At 36.9% G+C, this 17,626-nt stretch carries 13 protein-coding genes; 12 read left to right on the top strand and 1 reads right to left on the bottom strand.

Annotation, left to right across the window (positions count from 1 at the left end):
- Positions 1-487 precede the first annotated feature (487 nt).
- On the bottom strand, positions 488-2,209 hold the full coding sequence (locus FCI53_RS01045; protein ID WP_138414949.1) for an Rqc2 family fibronectin-binding protein: 1,722 nt from the start codon (positions 2,207-2,209) through the stop codon (positions 488-490).
- Between the two features lie 406 nt (positions 2,210-2,615).
- Here FCI53_RS01045 and FCI53_RS01040 point away from each other — a divergent pair, with 406 nt between their 5' ends.
- The 12 genes from FCI53_RS01040 (at position 2,616) to rsgA (ending at position 17,624) form a co-directional block, all read left to right on the top strand.
- Positions 2,616-5,264, top strand: a complete 2,649-nt coding sequence (locus tag FCI53_RS01040; RefSeq protein WP_281279484.1) for a calcium-translocating P-type ATPase, SERCA-type — start codon at positions 2,616-2,618, stop codon at positions 5,262-5,264.
- A 474-nt stretch (positions 5,265-5,738) separates the two neighbouring features.
- Positions 5,739-6,623, top strand: a complete 885-nt coding sequence (locus FCI53_RS01035) for a YicC/YloC family endoribonuclease (protein WP_138414945.1) — start codon at positions 5,739-5,741, stop codon at positions 6,621-6,623.
- A gap of 142 nt (positions 6,624-6,765) precedes the next feature.
- Positions 6,766-7,026, top strand: a complete 261-nt coding sequence (remA, locus tag FCI53_RS01030; RefSeq protein WP_138414943.1) for an extracellular matrix/biofilm regulator RemA — start codon at positions 6,766-6,768, stop codon at positions 7,024-7,026.
- Between the two features lie 15 nt (positions 7,027-7,041).
- Positions 7,042-7,662, top strand: a complete 621-nt coding sequence (gene gmk / locus FCI53_RS01025; protein WP_138414941.1) for a guanylate kinase — start codon at positions 7,042-7,044, stop codon at positions 7,660-7,662.
- Complete coding sequence (rpoZ, locus tag FCI53_RS01020) at positions 7,659-7,862, top strand: DNA-directed RNA polymerase subunit omega (RefSeq protein WP_138414939.1); 204 nt, start codon at positions 7,659-7,661, stop codon at positions 7,860-7,862. The genes gmk and rpoZ overlap by 4 nt, the downstream gene beginning before the upstream one ends.
- 139 nt (positions 7,863-8,001) lie before the next feature.
- Positions 8,002-9,207 carry a bifunctional phosphopantothenoylcysteine decarboxylase/phosphopantothenate--cysteine ligase CoaBC gene (gene coaBC / locus FCI53_RS01015; RefSeq protein ID WP_138414937.1) on the top strand — a complete coding sequence of 402 codons (1,206 nt, stop codon included), beginning with the start codon at positions 8,002-8,004 and terminating at the stop codon, positions 9,205-9,207.
- On the top strand, positions 9,204-11,612 hold the full coding sequence (gene priA / locus FCI53_RS01010) for a primosomal protein N' (protein ID WP_138414935.1): 2,409 nt from the start codon (positions 9,204-9,206) through the stop codon (positions 11,610-11,612). Before coaBC ends, priA begins: the two co-directional genes overlap by 4 nt.
- Positions 11,613-11,627: 15 nt before the next feature.
- Entirely contained in the window at positions 11,628-12,566 is a 939-nt protein-coding gene (gene fmt, locus FCI53_RS01005) for a methionyl-tRNA formyltransferase (protein WP_138414932.1), read from the top strand.
- 1 nt (position 12,567) lies between these two features.
- A complete protein-coding gene (gene rsmB, locus FCI53_RS01000; RefSeq protein ID WP_138414930.1) occupies positions 12,568-13,917 on the top strand; it encodes a 16S rRNA (cytosine(967)-C(5))-methyltransferase RsmB in 1,350 nt (449 codons plus the stop codon).
- A gap of 76 nt (positions 13,918-13,993) precedes the next feature.
- Entirely contained in the window at positions 13,994-14,749 is a 756-nt protein-coding gene (locus tag FCI53_RS00995) for a Stp1/IreP family PP2C-type Ser/Thr phosphatase (RefSeq protein ID WP_138414928.1), read from the top strand.
- On the top strand, positions 14,750-16,738 hold the full coding sequence (gene pknB, locus FCI53_RS00990; protein ID WP_138414926.1) for a Stk1 family PASTA domain-containing Ser/Thr kinase: 1,989 nt from the start codon (positions 14,750-14,752) through the stop codon (positions 16,736-16,738). It abuts the gene before it with no gap.
- A 4-nt stretch (positions 16,739-16,742) separates the two neighbouring features.
- Positions 16,743-17,624: a ribosome small subunit-dependent GTPase A gene (gene rsgA / locus FCI53_RS00985; RefSeq protein WP_138414924.1), complete on the top strand. Its 882-nt coding sequence runs from the start codon at positions 16,743-16,745 to the stop codon at positions 17,622-17,624.
- The last annotated feature ends 2 nt before the right edge of the window (positions 17,625-17,626 follow it).

Genomic DNA, 17,626 nt, shown 5'->3' with positions numbered 1-17,626 from the left:
CTAATAAGGTTAGTGCTAAACGGCGCTACGGAAATACACTACGCTTATTCCGGTGATCTGAAGTTTATAGAGCATTGCTTAATAAAGATCATAAATATAAATATACATTTTTATTGTTAAAGGCACGTTAACACAACATTACAGAACTCGCTATTTTTAATTTATATAGTATTCCATTTACTACTAATCAAAGAACTTATCTCAGCGAAGGCAAAATACGGAGACTCTTCGAAAATACAAACCAATTTTCTTCGTGCGATGTATCGCTACCGAAGCCTTCCTTGTCCTATGGGAACAGCACGAGCCGCAGCGACCTCATAGCACTCTTTTCAATTATAGTAAGATTAAGTAAATTTATTGCGTATTATATAGATTGTGCGCATTAAAGAAGTGATGTTTACGAAAGTAATAGTGTTACAAAACGGTTTTAAATTGAAAGGAACACGAGCTTTGTTTGATTGCTCGTGTTCCTTTTTGTTTCATTTAATTATTGAGATGTAGGTCGTTGTTTTAATTTCTGTACATCGTCAGCTTCGGGAGTAACAAATAATGTTTTTTGGTTGTCATATGTTACAAAACCAGGTTTGGCACCATTTGGTTTTTTGACGTGACGGATTAAAGTGTAGTCAACTGGAACAGATGAAGAATTTTTAGATTTACTAAAATATGCTGCTAATTGAGCTGCTTCCATTAGTGTCTCTTCACTTGGATTTTTATCACGTATGACAACGTGTGAACCAGGAATATCTTTTGTGTGTAACCAAATATCGTCTCTCGCCGCTACTCGATTTGTTACGTATTCATTTTGTTTATTATTTTTTCCTACTAGAATTAAGGTGCCGTCACTAGCGAAAAATTGCTCAGGTTCTGGTTTCATTGGTTTTTTACGCTTTTTCTTATTCGTCCCTTTCGATTTGAGATACCCTTGCTCACGTAACTCCTCGCGAATTTCTTCAATATCCTGTTCACGAGCACCCTCGATTTGTTGTATTAAATCATCTAAATAGCGAATTTCTTGTTCTGCTTTGTCAATTTCTTCCACAACAATTTGTTTTGACTTCTTCAATTTCTGATAGGTTTTAAAATAGCTTTGAGCATTTTCACTTGGGGTCTTGTTCGGGTTTAACTCAATCTCAATTTCTTTTTGTTCTGGATCATAATAGTCAAGTACTGTTGCTGACTTGTCCCCATGTTTTATAGCATGCATATTAGCTGTAAGTAGTTCACCAAAATGCTGATATTTTTCAGCCTTATCCGCCTTTTTTAATGTTTGTTTATGTTTCTTGATTTTACGTGTGTTTTTATCTCGTTCGTTTTTTAGAAAACGTGATAAATCTCCAGCTTGTTGTTTCACTCGATCACGTTCTGCTTTGCCTGAATAAAATGTGTCAAGCATACCGCTAATAGTAGAAAAACTCTTTATTTCAGAATTCATGGATGTTAACGGTAAGACATAAAAATCTTCTTTATTTGTTTTGAAAATTGCTGGTTCATAGTGATGATTTAAAATAGTATGTTGAATATCTGTAAATACCGTTCGATAACGGTCAACAGATCCCAGGTGTGCCTGTTGTACAATTTCCTTTGCAATTAAAGGGGAAAAACCCATGAAGTTGCTGACAATCTGTTTATCTAATTGACCGGCATTGAAATCCAACTTTTTGATAAAAGTAGCACTGTCTATTGTAAGTGGATTTATTTTGCCTTGATCTGGCGGTAAGATATATTCCTGACCTGGCAAGATCGTTCTAAACCGATTTTGGGCAGGTGGGACATGTTTGATGCTATCCAAAATATGTCCTTTGTCTTTATCAATTAATAATATGTTGCTATGTTTCCCCATTACTTCAATTATTAACGTTTTGCTTGTTTCATCACCAATTTCATTTTTACTTTTCACATGGAAGTAGACAATACGTTCATTTTCGTATTGTTCAATTGATTCAATGAACCCGCCAATTAGATGCTTTCTGAGAAGCATACAAAACATTGGGGGCTCTTTTGGATTATGGTAAGTGTCTTCCGTTAAATGAAAACGAGAGTAGCTCGAATGAGCAGATAGTAACAATGTTTTATTTTTCCCGAAACTTCGAACTGTCAAAAGCAATTCTGTTTCTGTTGGTTGGTAGATTTTCATTACTCTTCCTGTTGTTAATTCCTGACTTAGTTCATTCGTTATTGCTCTTGTGACAATGCCGTCAAAAGCCATATTAATCACCTCTTGTAAGTGGGCAGTATTCTCCATGATTTTTTTCCGAAATAATGATATATGTGCACATAATTTTGTTTCGATCTTCCTTCTTCTTTTGAAAGGAGATCTATGTATCCTAACCTAGAGGATAAGTATCCTTATTGATTGGCAAAGCTTCCTCTTATTTGATCTAATCCTATACCAAAGTAGAAGTGGAATTTGTGCAGAAATTTTAATATATCAAATACGCTGCAATCAAAACAACCATGTTAGAACGCCTTAAAGTTAAACAGAACGGGCCTCGTAGCAAAATACTCGATTAAGAAATGATACTAGCCCAAACATGTACACCTAATTATAGCATTTTTTTGGACGAGTCTGAATACATATACAACAGACAGATACGTACATGGAGGAATGTTATGTGAAATGGTACCAATATGATACGGACTCATTAAGAAAAAAATTGGGGGTGGATACGGATTACGGTCTTACCTCAAAAGAAGCAGATAATCGTTACAAGAAATTCGGTGCAAATGTATTACAAGATGGTAAGCAGACACCATTATGGCTTGTATTCTTAAAACAATTTCAAGACTTTATGGTATTAGTATTGCTAGTTGCTACTTTAGTCTCTGGGTTATTAGGGGAGTATATTGATGCAATCGCCATTATGGTCATTGTTCTTATTAATGGATGTATAGGTTTTTTTCAGGAACAAAAAGCAGAAAGATCATTAGCGAAATTGAAAGAATTATCTGCTCCAATGGCTACTGTATGTCGTGATGGAAAGTGGATAAAAGTTCCATCAAGTGAAGTTGTAATCGGTGATATGGTGAGGGTGAATAGTGGTGACCGTGCTGCAGCAGATATCCGCTTAATTCAATCGAATAGCTTAGAGATGGAAGAATCCGCGCTTACTGGTGAATCTCTGCCGATTGCAAAACACGCCTCCGTAATTCAACAAGAAGATTTAGAGCCATCTGATCAGAAAAACATGGCTTTTATGGGAACGTTAGCTACAAGAGGCAGCGGAATAGGGATTGTCGTTGGGACAGGCATGAATACTGCGATGGGACAAATCGCTGACTTACTTGTTAATACGGAAAAAGTAGTCACTCCATTAGAACGTAAATTAGCGGAATTAGGGAAAATTTTAATTGTTGTAGCACTTCTTTTGACGGCATTCGTTGTTGTTGTCGGAGTGTATCAAGGACATCCAACATATGATATGTTTTTAGCGGGTGTATCCCTTGCTGTCGCGGCCATTCCTGAAGGTCTTCCAGCAATTGTTACCGTTGCTTTATCGTTAGGGGTTCAACGGATGATTAAGAAAAAAGCAATTGTACGGAAACTGTCCGCAGTGGAAACCTTAGGTAGTGCTTCGGTAATTTGTTCAGATAAAACGGGAACAATGACAGAAAATCAAATGACAGTCAAACAAATTTATGTCAATCATCAATTAATTGACGTATCTGGTGAGGGGTATGACATAAAAGGGGCCTTTTATAAAAATGGAACAAAAATGAAGGATTCAAATTTAGATGAGATGTTGTTATATGGTGCGATATGTAATCATGCTAGTTTAGAAAAAAAGAAAGGGAATTGGGTCGTTGATGGTGACCCAACAGAAGGTGCGCTGCTTGTAGCAGCACGAAAAGCCAAAATTGATCAAAAAGAAACAGAACAATTTAAAATCGTACATGAAATACCATTTGACTCAGATCGTAAAAGAATGACGGTAGTGGTAGAAAATGAAAATGGACACCGTTTTGTTGTTACCAAAGGTGCACCAGATGTGTTGTTACCACGCACAACTTATATTCAAGAGGATGGTGCAAGACGACCACTGCGAGCAAAAGATCAAAATAACATTAATTATGTGATTGACCAGATGGCTGAGCACGCATTACGGACGATTGCAGTATGTGTGAAATCAATTTCTCCTGATCAACCTTATGACGATTTATTACTGGAGAAAGATTTGACTTTTGTTGGTATTAATGGACTAATTGATCCACCACGTAAAGAGGTAAAAGCAGCGATAGAAGAATGTAGGCAAGCAGGGATTAAAACGGTTATGATTACTGGGGATCATGCAAAGACTGCTCATGCGATTGCAAAGCAACTACAAATAATCCCTGAATACGGAAAAGTAATAGAAGGCCACCAACTAAGTAATATGACAGAAGAACAATTAAGTGAAATTATAGAAGAGGTTTATGTATTTGCTAGGGTATCCCCGGAACATAAATTGAAAATTGTCAAAGCCTTCCAACAAAAAGGACATATTGTGGCGATGACAGGTGATGGTGTTAATGACGCGCCAGCCATTAAAGCGAGCGATATCGGTATTAGTATGGGGTATAGTGGGACAGATGTTGCCAAGGAATCCTCTTCTCTTATATTACTAGATGATAACTTTGCTACCATTAAATCTGCTATTAAAGAAGGAAGAAATATTTATGAAAATATAAGAAAGTTTATTCGTTACCTACTTGCTTCAAATGTTGGGGAAATATTAGTTATGTTGTTTGCGATGTTGTTGGCATTGCCGTTGCCTTTAGTTCCAGTTCAAATTTTATGGGTGAACCTTGTGACGGATGGTTTACCAGCGATGGCGCTTGGATTAGATCAATCCGAAGGCGATGTCATGAAACGGAAACCAAGAAACCCTAAAGAGGGTGTTTTTGCTAGAGGGTTAGGTTTTAAAATTATTACAAGAGGGTTTATGATTGGAATTGTGACACTGATTGCATTCATGACCGCCTATCAAGGTAACCCTGATCATTTACGTTACGCACAAACCGTTGCTTTTACTACTTTAGTAATGGCACAACTCATTCATGTGTTTGATTGTAGAAGTGAAAAGTCTGTATTTGTTCGTAACCCATTTGAAAATTTATATTTAGTAGGGGCCGTCATATCTTCTATATTACTTTTATTAGTAGTTATTTATTTCGAGCCACTGCAACCAATTTTCCATACAATGCATTTAGGATTACACGATTGGATGTTAATCTTATCCCTTAGTGCAATACCAACTGTTTTATTTGGATTCACAAAAAAATAATAGTGGTATAAGGAGGCTGTCTCTTGCTTATGGGACAGCCTCTTCAATTTGTATCACATATGCATCCAAGTTATTTTTTGTTATGATGGAAGATGACTTGCTTTTACTATCGAAATCCTACGCCTTTGTGGATGATAGTATAAATTTAACTAAAGCTCTGCCTTCGCTGACGCTTGGTAGTCGTCAAGTTTTCTTTACACTGATCGAAAAAATAAAATTTTAGCGCGGATGATGCGCGGCGTAGTTAAAATTTTTAGGAAATCAGTATAAGTGCAACTAAGGCTCTGCCTTCGCTAACGCTTGTCAGTCGTCAAGTTTTCTTTACACTGATAGAAAAGATAAAATTTTAGCGCGGATGAATCACGACGTAGTTAAAATTTTTAAGAAATCAGTATAAGTGCAACTAAGGCTCTGCCTTCGCTAACGCTTGGCAGTCGCCAAGTTTTCTTTAAAAAATGTAATGGATGTGATTTTATGGTGTTAAGTATGACGGGGTATGGAAGAAATGAGATGTCTATAGAGAACATGACTGTTGCGGTTGAGATCCGCAGTGTAAACCATCGATTTTTAGATATCTCCTTAAAAATGCCTCGTTCTTTCATGGTAATGGAAGAAAGGATTAAGAAAGCTATTAAATCTTATTTCCATCGTGGCAGAATTGAGGTATTTATTTCTCTCGAAGGAGAAGGTAGTGTACAACGCGATCTAATAGTCGATTGGGATTTAATGGATCAATACATACATAGTTTGAAGCAAACAAAAGAACGGTATCAACTTGAAGGGGACATACCGATGGAGGTTGTGACCCAAATGGATAGTTTATTCTCTATTCAAGAAAAGGAATATGTCGATGAAGATGTACATGAAACCATTTATAAAGCACTAGATCAAGCGTGTCAGCAAGTAATATCCATGCGAAAAGTAGAGGGGGAACAATTAGGTGAAGATCTCCTGAAACGAATGGATTTTATACAGAAGACAGTGGAAAAGTTGGGAAATCGAAGAAATATTGTTATAATAGAGTATCAAGAAAGAATTCAAAAACGTATAGCTGAGCATCTTCAAGAAGAGCAGCTACCTAACCAAGAAACAAAGCTTTATCAAGATATTGCTTTACTTGCAGAGAAAGGTGACATAACGGAAGAGGTTATTCGCTTGCAAAGTCATGCTGAGCAATTTTTAGAAACAATCAAACAACAAGGCGCGGTTGGTAGAAAATTGGATTTTATCTTGCAAGAGATGCATCGCGAAACAAATACGATCGGCTCCAAATCAAATGACGTACAAATTAGTGAGTTAATTGTCCTGTTAAAGAGTGAAATAGAGAGAGTCAAGGAACAAATTCAAAACGTCGAGTAAGTTATTTGTTTCCAAGGATACAATTCATATATTATAATAAAATTTGTGCGCATTATCCAAGTAATGGTAATATAGATAGAAAAAATACATTTCGATATTATAGATGTGTATAAAAACGTACACACTTAGAGGGGGAACTACGATGAGTTTACGTTTAATAAATATTGGTTTTGGTAATGTAGTATCAGCAAATCGGATTATATCTATCGTATCACCTGAATCAGCACCGATTAAAAGAATTATCACAGTTGCAAGAGATAATGATAAATTAGTAGATGCTACATATGGAAGACGTACAAGAGCAGTTATTATTACTGATAGTGATCATGTTGTGTTATCTGCTGTTCAGCCAGAAACGGTAGGACAACGCGTAATCAGTCATGAAGAGATTTCTGACGAATAGCTAGGAGGAAAGATAGTGATTAAAGAGAAGGGAATTTTGTTTGTATTATCCGGTCCATCAGGTGTTGGGAAAGGGACGGTTCGTAAAGCTCTATTTGAAAAAGATACCGAATTAAAATACTCCATATCGATGACGACACGTGCAATGAGAGAAGGAGAACAGGAAGGTATTGATTATTTTTACCGAAGTAGAGATGACTTCGAAAATATGATTCAAAACAATAAACTACTGGAATACGCCGAATATGTTGGTAATTATTATGGGACACCAAGGGACTATGTCGAGGAAACTTTAGAATCAGGTAAAGATGTCTTTTTAGAGATTGAAGTTCAAGGAGCCCTTCAAGTAAAGAAAAACTTCCCAGAAGGCGTATTTATTTTCTTGTTTCCTCCGAGTCTAGAGGAATTGAAAAATCGAATCGTAAGTCGTGGGACAGAAACGGAAGAATTAGTAAAGAATCGTTTGTTGGCAGCTAAAGAGGAAATTGATATGATGGATGCGTATGACTATGTGGTTGTAAATGATAAAATTGACCATGCTGTTGAAAAAGTTCAATCGATTGTGCGTAGTGAACATTGCAAACGTGAACGAGTTGCAAAGCAATATAAAAAGGTATTGGAGGCTGATTTAGGATGATGCTCGAACCATCCATTGACAAATTACAAACAAAAATTAATTCGAAGTATACGCTCGTTACATTATCAGCTAGACGTGCTCGTCAAATGCAAGAGACGAAAAGGTTTCAGTTAGATAATAGGAAGTCACACAAATATGTCGGTATGGCACTAGAAGAAATCCAAGCGGGTAAATTAACGTATACTCCTGGTGAGGAATAAGAAAATACCAATCATATAACGAATATCACAAAACTAAGTGGTATGCTAACCCTCGTTCTGCTCTCTTGCTAGCGAGGGTTAATTTATTTGAGTTTGGTACAAATATGTAATTACTAATTGGAAGGAGAAACCAGTTAAAATGCTAAAAGATCAAAATGTTGTTTTAGGTGTATCGGGTGGTATCGCTGCTTATAAAGCTTGTGCATTGACAAGCAAATTGACACAGCAAGGGGCAAATGTAAAAGTAATCATGACGAAAAATGCGACAGAATTTGTTTCTCCTCTAACCTTTCAAGCGCTATCACGTAATCCAGTTTATACCGATACATTTGATGAGAAAGACCCAGCTAAAATTGCACATATCGATTTAGCAGACTGGGCCTCAATTTTTATTATTGCACCCACCACTGCTAACATGATCGGAAAACTGGCAAATGGGATTGGCGATGATATGTTATCCACCACACTACTTGCAACAGAAGCACCTGTTTATATTGCAACAGCGATGAATGTACATATGTATAATCATCCAGCAGTTCAAGAGAACATGATCAAACTGGACAAGTGGGGATATAAGTTTATTGAACCTGGTAGTGGTTACTTGGCATGTGGCTATGTAGGGAAAGGGAGATTAGAAGAACCTGAAACAATCATTGATGTAATAAGCAATGATAGTAACATCTCTCCATTATTAAAAGGAAAAAAAGTACTAATCTCTGCTGGGCCAACAATAGAGAGTATTGATCCGGTACGTTTTTTTACCAATCATTCTTCTGGAAAAATGGGATTTGCGTTAGCTTCTGAGGCTTCACGACTAGGTGCTGATGTAACATTGGTTGCAGGGCCAGTGCATTTATCCACTCCAAACGGGGTCAACAGAATTGATATAACAACAGCGGAAGAAATGTATCAAGAAATGATGGTGCACTTTCAGCAAGCAGATATCGTAATAAAAGCTGCAGCTGTTGCGGATTACCGACCAGCTACTGTTTATGATCAAAAAATGAAAAAAGACGAAGGCAATCTATCCATTGAGATGGAACGGACAAAAGATATTATAAAAGAACTTGGGGAAAGAAAACAAAACCAATTTTTAGTCGGTTTTGCAGCGGAATCATCCAATGCGATTACCTATGGTCAGAAAAAATTAACCGAAAAAAATCTAGATGCCATTGTCATTAATGATATTACGACTGATGGCGCTGGTTTTGGTGGAGATACGAATGTAGTGACATATTTAAATAGCAAAGGGGATAAATCTTCGCTTCCGTTATCCAGTAAAACGGAAATTGCTAAACAACTGTTGCAATTCATTCGTTCGGACTTTGAGGATGAGTTGAAATGAATATTGCCAGAGTGGTAGTCGATGTTCCGGCTAGTCAAACCAACCATGTTTTTGATTATCAAATACCAAATAGGTTTAAAGGTTCTTTGAAAAAAGGAATGCGGGTGATTGTACCATTTGGTCCTAGAAAAATTATGGGGTTTGTTTTAGAGATTACAGACGAATCTGAGTTTAACAAGTTAAAAAATATTGATGATGTTATGGATGTCACCCCGGTATTAACAGAAGAGTTACTAACGTTGGGGAAATGGATGGCTGAAAAAACATTAAGTTTCTATATTTCAGCATTTCAAGTTATGTTACCCCAAGTGTTAAAGGCAAAATACCATAAACAGTTACAACGATTAACCGAAGAAGGGTTGCCAGAACGATTAGAACAAATCTTCGCAGGGAGAGATAATATAGATTATGAGGAGTTCACATCTAGGAATGGGAGTTTGTCATCGCTTCAACAAGCAATAAACGATGGCATTATAGAAGTGAATTATTTAGTTCATTCCAAAGAAACAGTTAAAAAGATGACGATGATAAAAGCCAATCATGAATCATTTGACCTAGATGAAGAAATCGAAAATTTGCCCAAGCAAGCAACAAAACAAAAACATATTCTTCATTTTATGGCAAGTCAACCAGGCCCTATAAAACAAAGTGACTTATTAGCGCAATTAGGGACCAGTAGATCGACGTTGAAGCCACTTATTGATCGCGGGTTCCTAATAGATTTTAAACAAGAAGTGTACCGAAATCCGTATGATGAAAGACGATTTACAAGAACGTCCCCCTTGCCATTAACCAATCAACAACAAGCGGCAATTGAACCTATTCATGCATCGATTAATCAAAGGCAACACGAGGTTTTCTTGCTACATGGTGTCACTGGTAGTGGAAAGACAGAAGTTTATTTGCAATCAATTCAAACAGTGATTGACCAAGGAAAGGAAGCAATCGTACTTGTTCCAGAGATAGCTTTAACACCGCAGATGGTCGATCGTTTTAAAGGACGATTTGGATCTGAAGTAGCTGTATTACATAGTGCATTATCGAAAGGTGAAAAATTTGATGAGTGGAGAAAAATTCAACGGAAACAAGTAAAAGTAGCAGTTGGTGCACGGTCAGCAATCTTTGCCCCATTTGAAAATATTGGAATTATTATTATTGATGAGGAGCATGAAACAAGTTATAAGCAAGAAGACCACCCACGTTATCATGCCCGGGATGTAGCGATCTTTCGTGGTAGGCAACATGATTGTCCAGTTGTTTTAGGAAGTGCAACCCCAACGCTCGAATCGTTTGCGAGAGCAAAAAAAGGTGTCTATCAACTGTTAACACTTTCAGAACGAATGAATAATGCGACAATGCCTGCGGTGAAACTAGTAGATATGCGTGATGAATTACATGCAGGAAATCGGACGATGTTTTCGACACAGTTGAAAGAACAAATGGAAGCAAGATTACAACGAAATGAACAGATTGTATTATTTTTAAACCGAAGAGGATATTCAACATTTGTCATGTGCCGGGACTGTGGTCATGTGATGAATTGTCCGCATTGTGATATTGCGTTAACCTATCATCGTAGAAATGAACGCTTAAAATGCCATTACTGTTCGTATGAAGAAAAAATGCCAATGATTTGTCCAGAATGTGAAAGTGATATGATTCGTTATTTTGGTACGGGAACACAGAAGGTTGAAGAAGCGTTGCAGCAGTTGTTACCGGAAGGTCGTGTTATACGCATGGATGTTGATACTACAAGAAGAAAAGGTGCACATGAAAAATTATTAAATCAGTTTGCAAACAAGCAAGCAGATATTCTTCTTGGTACACAGATGATTGCAAAAGGGTTAGATTTTGCAAATGTTACACTAGTAGGAGTGTTAGCCGCTGATTCGTTATTAAACTTACCTGATTTTCGTGCAGCTGAAAAGACGTTTCAGTTGTTGACTCAAGTTAGTGGCAGAGCAGGACGGCACCAGTTACCAGGAGAAGTTATTATTCAAACTTATACACCTGAACATTATAGTGTTCAGTTAGCTAGTCAGTATGATTATGAAGCCTTCTTTCAGGAAGAAATGAAGATTAGGAAGACGTTTCAGTATCCTCCATATTTCTTCTTAACCTTAATTACGGTTTCTCATCCAAACCAAGCGAAGGTGATCGAGGTCACCCAAACTATAACACAATTAATGTTAAAATATTTATCAACACAAGCGACTGTTCTAGGGCCAACCCCTTCACCCCTAACAAGAATCAAAGATAGATATCGTTATCAATGCATGATAAAATACAAAAATGAACCGAACCAACGCAAGATCATACAAAAAATTTTAGCGCATTACCAAACAGATATACAGAAAAATGAGTTGTTAATAAGTGTTGATTTACAACCTTATCAATTGATGTAATAAAGGAGTAGGATCATGAAAAAAATTGCTTTTATGGGAACACCAGATTTTGCTGTTCCAATTTTACAACAGTTAATTCAAGATGATTTCGAGGTTGTTGTGGTGGTTACCCAACCAGACAGACCAAAAGGGAGAAAAAAAACGTTAACACCCCCACCTGTAAAGGTTGAAGCAGAAAAACATGGTATTCCAGTGTTTCAACCAGAAAAAATAAAACATGATTACCAAACGGTATTAGATTATCAACCAGATATTATCGTAACTGCTGCTTTTGGACAAATACTACCGAAACCACTATTAGAAGGCCCAATATATGGTTGTATTAATGTTCATGCATCGCTATTACCAGAACTTCGTGGTGGCGCACCTATTCACTATGCAATTTTACAAGGGAAAACTGAGACAGGGGTTACCATCATGTATATGGTAGAACAATTAGATGCTGGTGATATGATAAGTCAAGTCTCAGTACCTATTACGAACGATGACCATGTAGGTACGTTACACGATAAATTAAGTCAAGCTGGAGCAGAACTCCTGCATCAAACACTACCAGATTTATTAAATGGCAAGAGTGAAAGACAAAAACAAAATGATGAAATGGCAACTTATGCGTACAATATAACTAGGGAACAAGAGAAAATTAATTGGGAACGACCTAGTAGGGAAATTTACAATCATATACGTGGTCTTCACCCATGGCCGGTAGCCTTTACAACGCTACATAATAAGAATGTGAAAATATGGTGGGGAGAAGAAACGAATGAAGGCTATCGAGCTGAACCAGGGGAAATTGTTAAGTTAACTGATGATGGAATGATTGTTGCGTGTGGAGATGGCAAAGGGATCAAAATTACGAGTATTCAACCGGCAGGTAAAAAACGGATGGACGCTGGTGACTTTCTAAGAGGAACAGGAAGCGTAACAAAGATAGGGGAAAAGTTAGGAGAGTAATATGACCAAATACATACTACGAAACACAGCGTTAGATATCTTAGTACGAGTAGGTGAAAAAGGCGGGTATAGTCACTTAATGGTCGACCATGCCATTGCAAATAAGGGTTTAAGCGGCAAAGATGAAGCATTGTTAACGGAAATAGTCTATGGTACGATTCAAAGAAAATTAACTCTTGAATATTTTGTGTTCAGTTTTGTTGACCGAAAGAAAAAAATGCAAGCATGGGTAAAGTGGTTGTTATATATGTCCATCTATCAAATGGAATACTTAGATAAAGTACCAGACCATGCCATATTACATGAGTCTGTTGAAATTGCCAAAAAACGTGGTCATAAAGGGATTTCATCATTTGTAAATGGTGTTTTACGTAATGTCCAGCGAAAAGGTCTACCGGATCTATCCAAGGTGGATGATCAAGTGAAACGAATTAGTTTGGAAACAAGCCATCCGCTTTGGCTTGTGCGTCGTTGGACCGATATGTATGGAATGAAGACAACGGAGATCATGTGTCAAACGAATCTAAAGCACAAACCGTTAAGTGTTCGAGTCCAACCTTTAAAGATTACGAGGAAAGAAGCGATTACTAAGCTAACAAATGAAGGGTTTGAAGTGGAACCATCTACCATTTCAACTCAGGGAATAATTGTAATTAAAGGAAATATTTTAAAGAGTGAATTGTTTAAGCAATCTTACTTAACTGTGCAGGATCAAAGTTCGATGTTAGTTGCAGAAATGTTAGAAGTGAAACAGGGGATGAAGGTTTTAGATGCTTGTAGTGCACCGGGTGGCAAAACGACTCATATCGCTGAAAAAATGAATAATATAGGTGAAGTTCATGCCTATGATTTGCATGACAAAAAGGCTAAGTTAGTTACGAAAAAAGCGATGGAACTTGAACTAACTATTATTAATGCGAAACAAGCTGATTCAAGGAAGTTAGACACCTTGCATGATACAGAATCATTTGATCGGATTTTATTAGATGCGCCATGTTCTGGTTTAGGTGTGCTAAGAGGTAAACCAGATATTAAATATAATAAGTCAGAGGAAGATATAGAAAAATTAGCATCCATTCAGTTAGAATTGATTGAAAGTGTGGCCCCACTATTAAAAAAAGATGGTAAACTTGTTTATAGTACCTGTACAGTTGATAAACATGAAAATGAACAGATTATTCAACAGTTTGTAGAGCGTCATCCAGAATTTGAAATGGATCAACAATTTTTTGAAGAGTTACCAGAATCATTGCAACATATAGAAGGGATCTCCTCGTTAGGGTTGCAATTATTTCCACAAGATTTTAATACGGATGGATTCTTTTTAACACGTTTGATAAAAACTAGCTAATCCAAATAAGTTTATTTTGAACTAGCTGACCGATACACTTAAATAGTGTAGTGTGAAGAGGAGACGAGGTGAAATAATGGACGCTTACTTTTTAACAGATCAAGGTCGTGTAAGAAATCACAATGAAGATGCAGGTGGCGTTTTTAAAAATGCTAATCATCAAATTTTAGTAGTTATTGCAGATGGAATGGGAGGACACCAAGCTGGGGATGTCGCAAGTAATATGGTGATTGAAGGCTTAAATAAAAAATGGGAAACAACAAATTTTTTTACAAGTCCTGATGAAGCTGAAGCATGGTTACTAGATGCTATCATGGAAACGAATAATAGTATTTATCATCATGCACAGAATCATGAAGAATGTAAAGGTATGGGAACCACTATTGTTGCGGCTATTTGTACAGCTGATTTTATTTCTATCGGTCATATCGGTGATAGTAGATGTTATTTATATAATGAACAGGGATTTAAACAAGTAACAGAAGACCATTCTTTAGTAAATGAACTAGTTCGTAATGGTCAGATCTCAAAGGAAGATGCTGAGTATCACCCGAGGAAAAATGTACTGTTGAAGGCGTTAGGTACAGAGTTAGATAGTAGACCTGATATACAAACAATTGGATGGGATAAAGGTGATACACTAGTATTATGTTCTGATGGCTTATCAAACAAATTAGAAACAGAAGAGTTGAAAACATCTATTAAAGAAATGGATACGATACAGGGGACATTGCAAAGTCTTGTTAATAAAGCGAATGAACGCGGTGGCGAGGATAATATTTCAGTGGCATTAGTTCAATATCGAGATTCACAGGAAGTAGGTGAATCATAAATGTTGGACCGCGAAATATTGAACGAAAGATATAAGGTTAAGAAGATGATCGGCGGGGGAGGTATGGCGAATGTTTACCTCGCCAGAGACATCATTCTTGATCGAGAAGTTGCCATTAAGGTATTACGGTTAGAGTATGCCAATGATGAAGAGTTTATAGCTCGTTTTCATCGAGAAGCGCAATCTGCAACAAGTCTTGCACACCCAAACATTGTTAATATTTATGATGTAGGTGAAGAGGATAATATCTATTATATGGTGATGGAATATGTGGAAGGCATGACTCTGAAAAAGTACATACAGATGTATGGTCCAATTGAGGTCCAAGAATCGATAGATATCATGAAGCAAGTCACATCTGCTATTTCACACGCCCATGAAAATGATATTGTTCACCGAGACATCAAGCCACAAAACATCTTAATAAATCCATTTGGACAAGTGAAGGTAACCGATTTTGGAATTGCAGTAGCGTTAAGTGCAACATCCTTAACACAAACGAATTCTGTATTAGGTTCTGTTCATTATTTATCACCTGAACAAGCTCGTGGAGGAATGGCAAATAAAAAATCCGATATTTATTCTTTAGGGATCGTATTATTTGAACTCCTTACCGGCAGACTTCCTTTCTCAGGTCAGTCTGCAGTATCAATTGCTTTAAAACATTTGCAGAGTAATACACCGTCAATAAGGAGATGGAATCCTAATTTACCTCAAAGTGTAGAAAATGTCGTATTAAAAGCAACAGCAAAAGATCCATTTCATCGCTATTATTCAGTAGATGAATTGCATGAAGAATTGGAAACAGCACTTGATCCTGATCGTTTGGATGAGGAAATCTTCACACCTCCTGAAGACCAAGGTGAGGCAACGAAAGCTATTCCAATTATTACAGACCAAACATTTAAAGAACATAAAACAACTCAAGATACGATTGTAACTTCTGATCATACAAATCCACACCTTGAAACGAAGAATCAGGATAACGATAAAGTAGAAAAGAAACGTAAGAAAGTAATTATTACGGTGTCCATTCTTTTGTTTGTTGTATTAGGATCGATCATCTCTGCATTATTTATTATTCCAGGTTTATTCCAACCAAAAGATGTTACCATTCCGTCGGTAGAGGGAATGGAGTATGAGGAAGCCTATGATCAACTTAACGATTTACAATTAAATGTGGAACGAAAAACGGAGCATAATGATGAAGTGGAAGAAGGAATGGTAATAAAAACAGCACCATCGGAAGGGAGAACGGTAAAAGAAGGTGATACCGTTACTGTTTATTCAAGTCTTGGTAAAGAAAAAATAGCTTTTGATAATTATGTTGGTCGAGATATTAATCAAGTGACTAGTATTTTAAATCAGTTGGGATTTGACGATACAGATATTCGGATATACAGACAATTTGATGATGAACCAGAAGATCAAATCTTAACCCAAGTACCGTCACCAAATAAACAGGTAGTACCAGAGGAAACTAATGTTATTTTTGAAGTGAGTAAAGGACCTGAACCAGTAACATTACAATCACTAGAGGACTTAACACAACAAGAAGCTGTCACCTATTTAGATAATGAAAATCTAAATGCAACGATAACAGAGGAATATTCGGATGAAGTGGAAGAAGGCAAAGTTATTCGACAACAACCAGATGCCTTTACACAAGTGGAGCAACGGTCAGATGTTGAAATTGTTATTTCATTAGGTCCAGAAGATATTCCACCAATTACACATTCTGTTGAAATTGATGTTCCATACACTGAGGGTAATCAAAATGGTAATGGACCACCACAGGAAGTGCGTATTTATGTAAATGACTTAAATCGTACGTATGCAGAGCCTGTTGAAACAAGGTCGATACAGGAAGATTGGTCGACTACAATCGAACTAGTCATCCCAGCAAATGGAGAGGCGACATATAAAGTGGAGACACCTGAAGATGTAACGGAAGAAACAGTCACATACGAAGAAGTGGAAGGTGAGTGAATGAATGGCAGAGGGTAAAATCGTAAAAGCATTGAGTGGGTTTTATTATGTGCAAAGTGGTGAAGACCGTTATCAATGCCGGGGTAGAGGAGTTTTAAGAAAAAATAAAGTTACCCCATTGGTTGGTGATCAGGTTGAATTTGAAGAAAGTAATCCAGGGGAAGGCTATATTCTAGCAATAAAACCACGAAAGAATGAACTTGTTAGGCCACCTATAGCTAATATTGATCAAGCTGTAATTGTTGTGTCCGCCACTCAACCTAATTTTAGCACATTACTGTTAGATCGCTTTCTAGTATTAATTGAATCGAAACATATAGAGCCTATGATCATCATTTCAAAAATGGATACAATTGATGACGAAAAAGAAAGCCAAATTGCCCAATATAAACAGGATTATGAACAAATTGGCTATGTGGTTGAATCTGTTTCGATCAAGCAGTTAGATGAGATCAAGCAAGCAGTTCGTCATTTTAAAGGGAAAATTTCGGTTATAGCAGGTCAATCTGGTGTAGGGAAGTCTTCTATATTAAATGCAATTAACCCACAGTTGAAATTAGAAACCAATGAAATATCAGAAAGCCTTGGAAGAGGGAAACACACAACTCGTCATGTAGAGTTAATTGAAGTAAATGATGGACTTGTCGCCGATACACCTGGTTTTAGTTCATTAGAGTTTAATGAATTACAAATAGAAGACGTACCAGATTGTTTTCCAGAAATGAGGGAACGAAAGCATGCGTGTAAATTTAGAGGGTGCATGCATCACAAAGAGCCGAAATGTGCGGTTAAACTAGCTGTAGAGAACGGAGAAATACCAACTTATCGTTATCAACATTACCTACAATTTTTAGAAGAGATACAAAATAGAAAGCCGAGGTATTAACA

The organism is Aquibacillus sediminis (assembly GCF_005870085.1).
GTDB lineage: Bacteria > Bacillota > Bacilli > Bacillales > Amphibacillaceae > Aquibacillus_E > Aquibacillus_E sediminis.
Note: the sequence above shows the minus strand (reverse complement) of the source record. Positions and strands in the feature narration are given on the sequence as shown.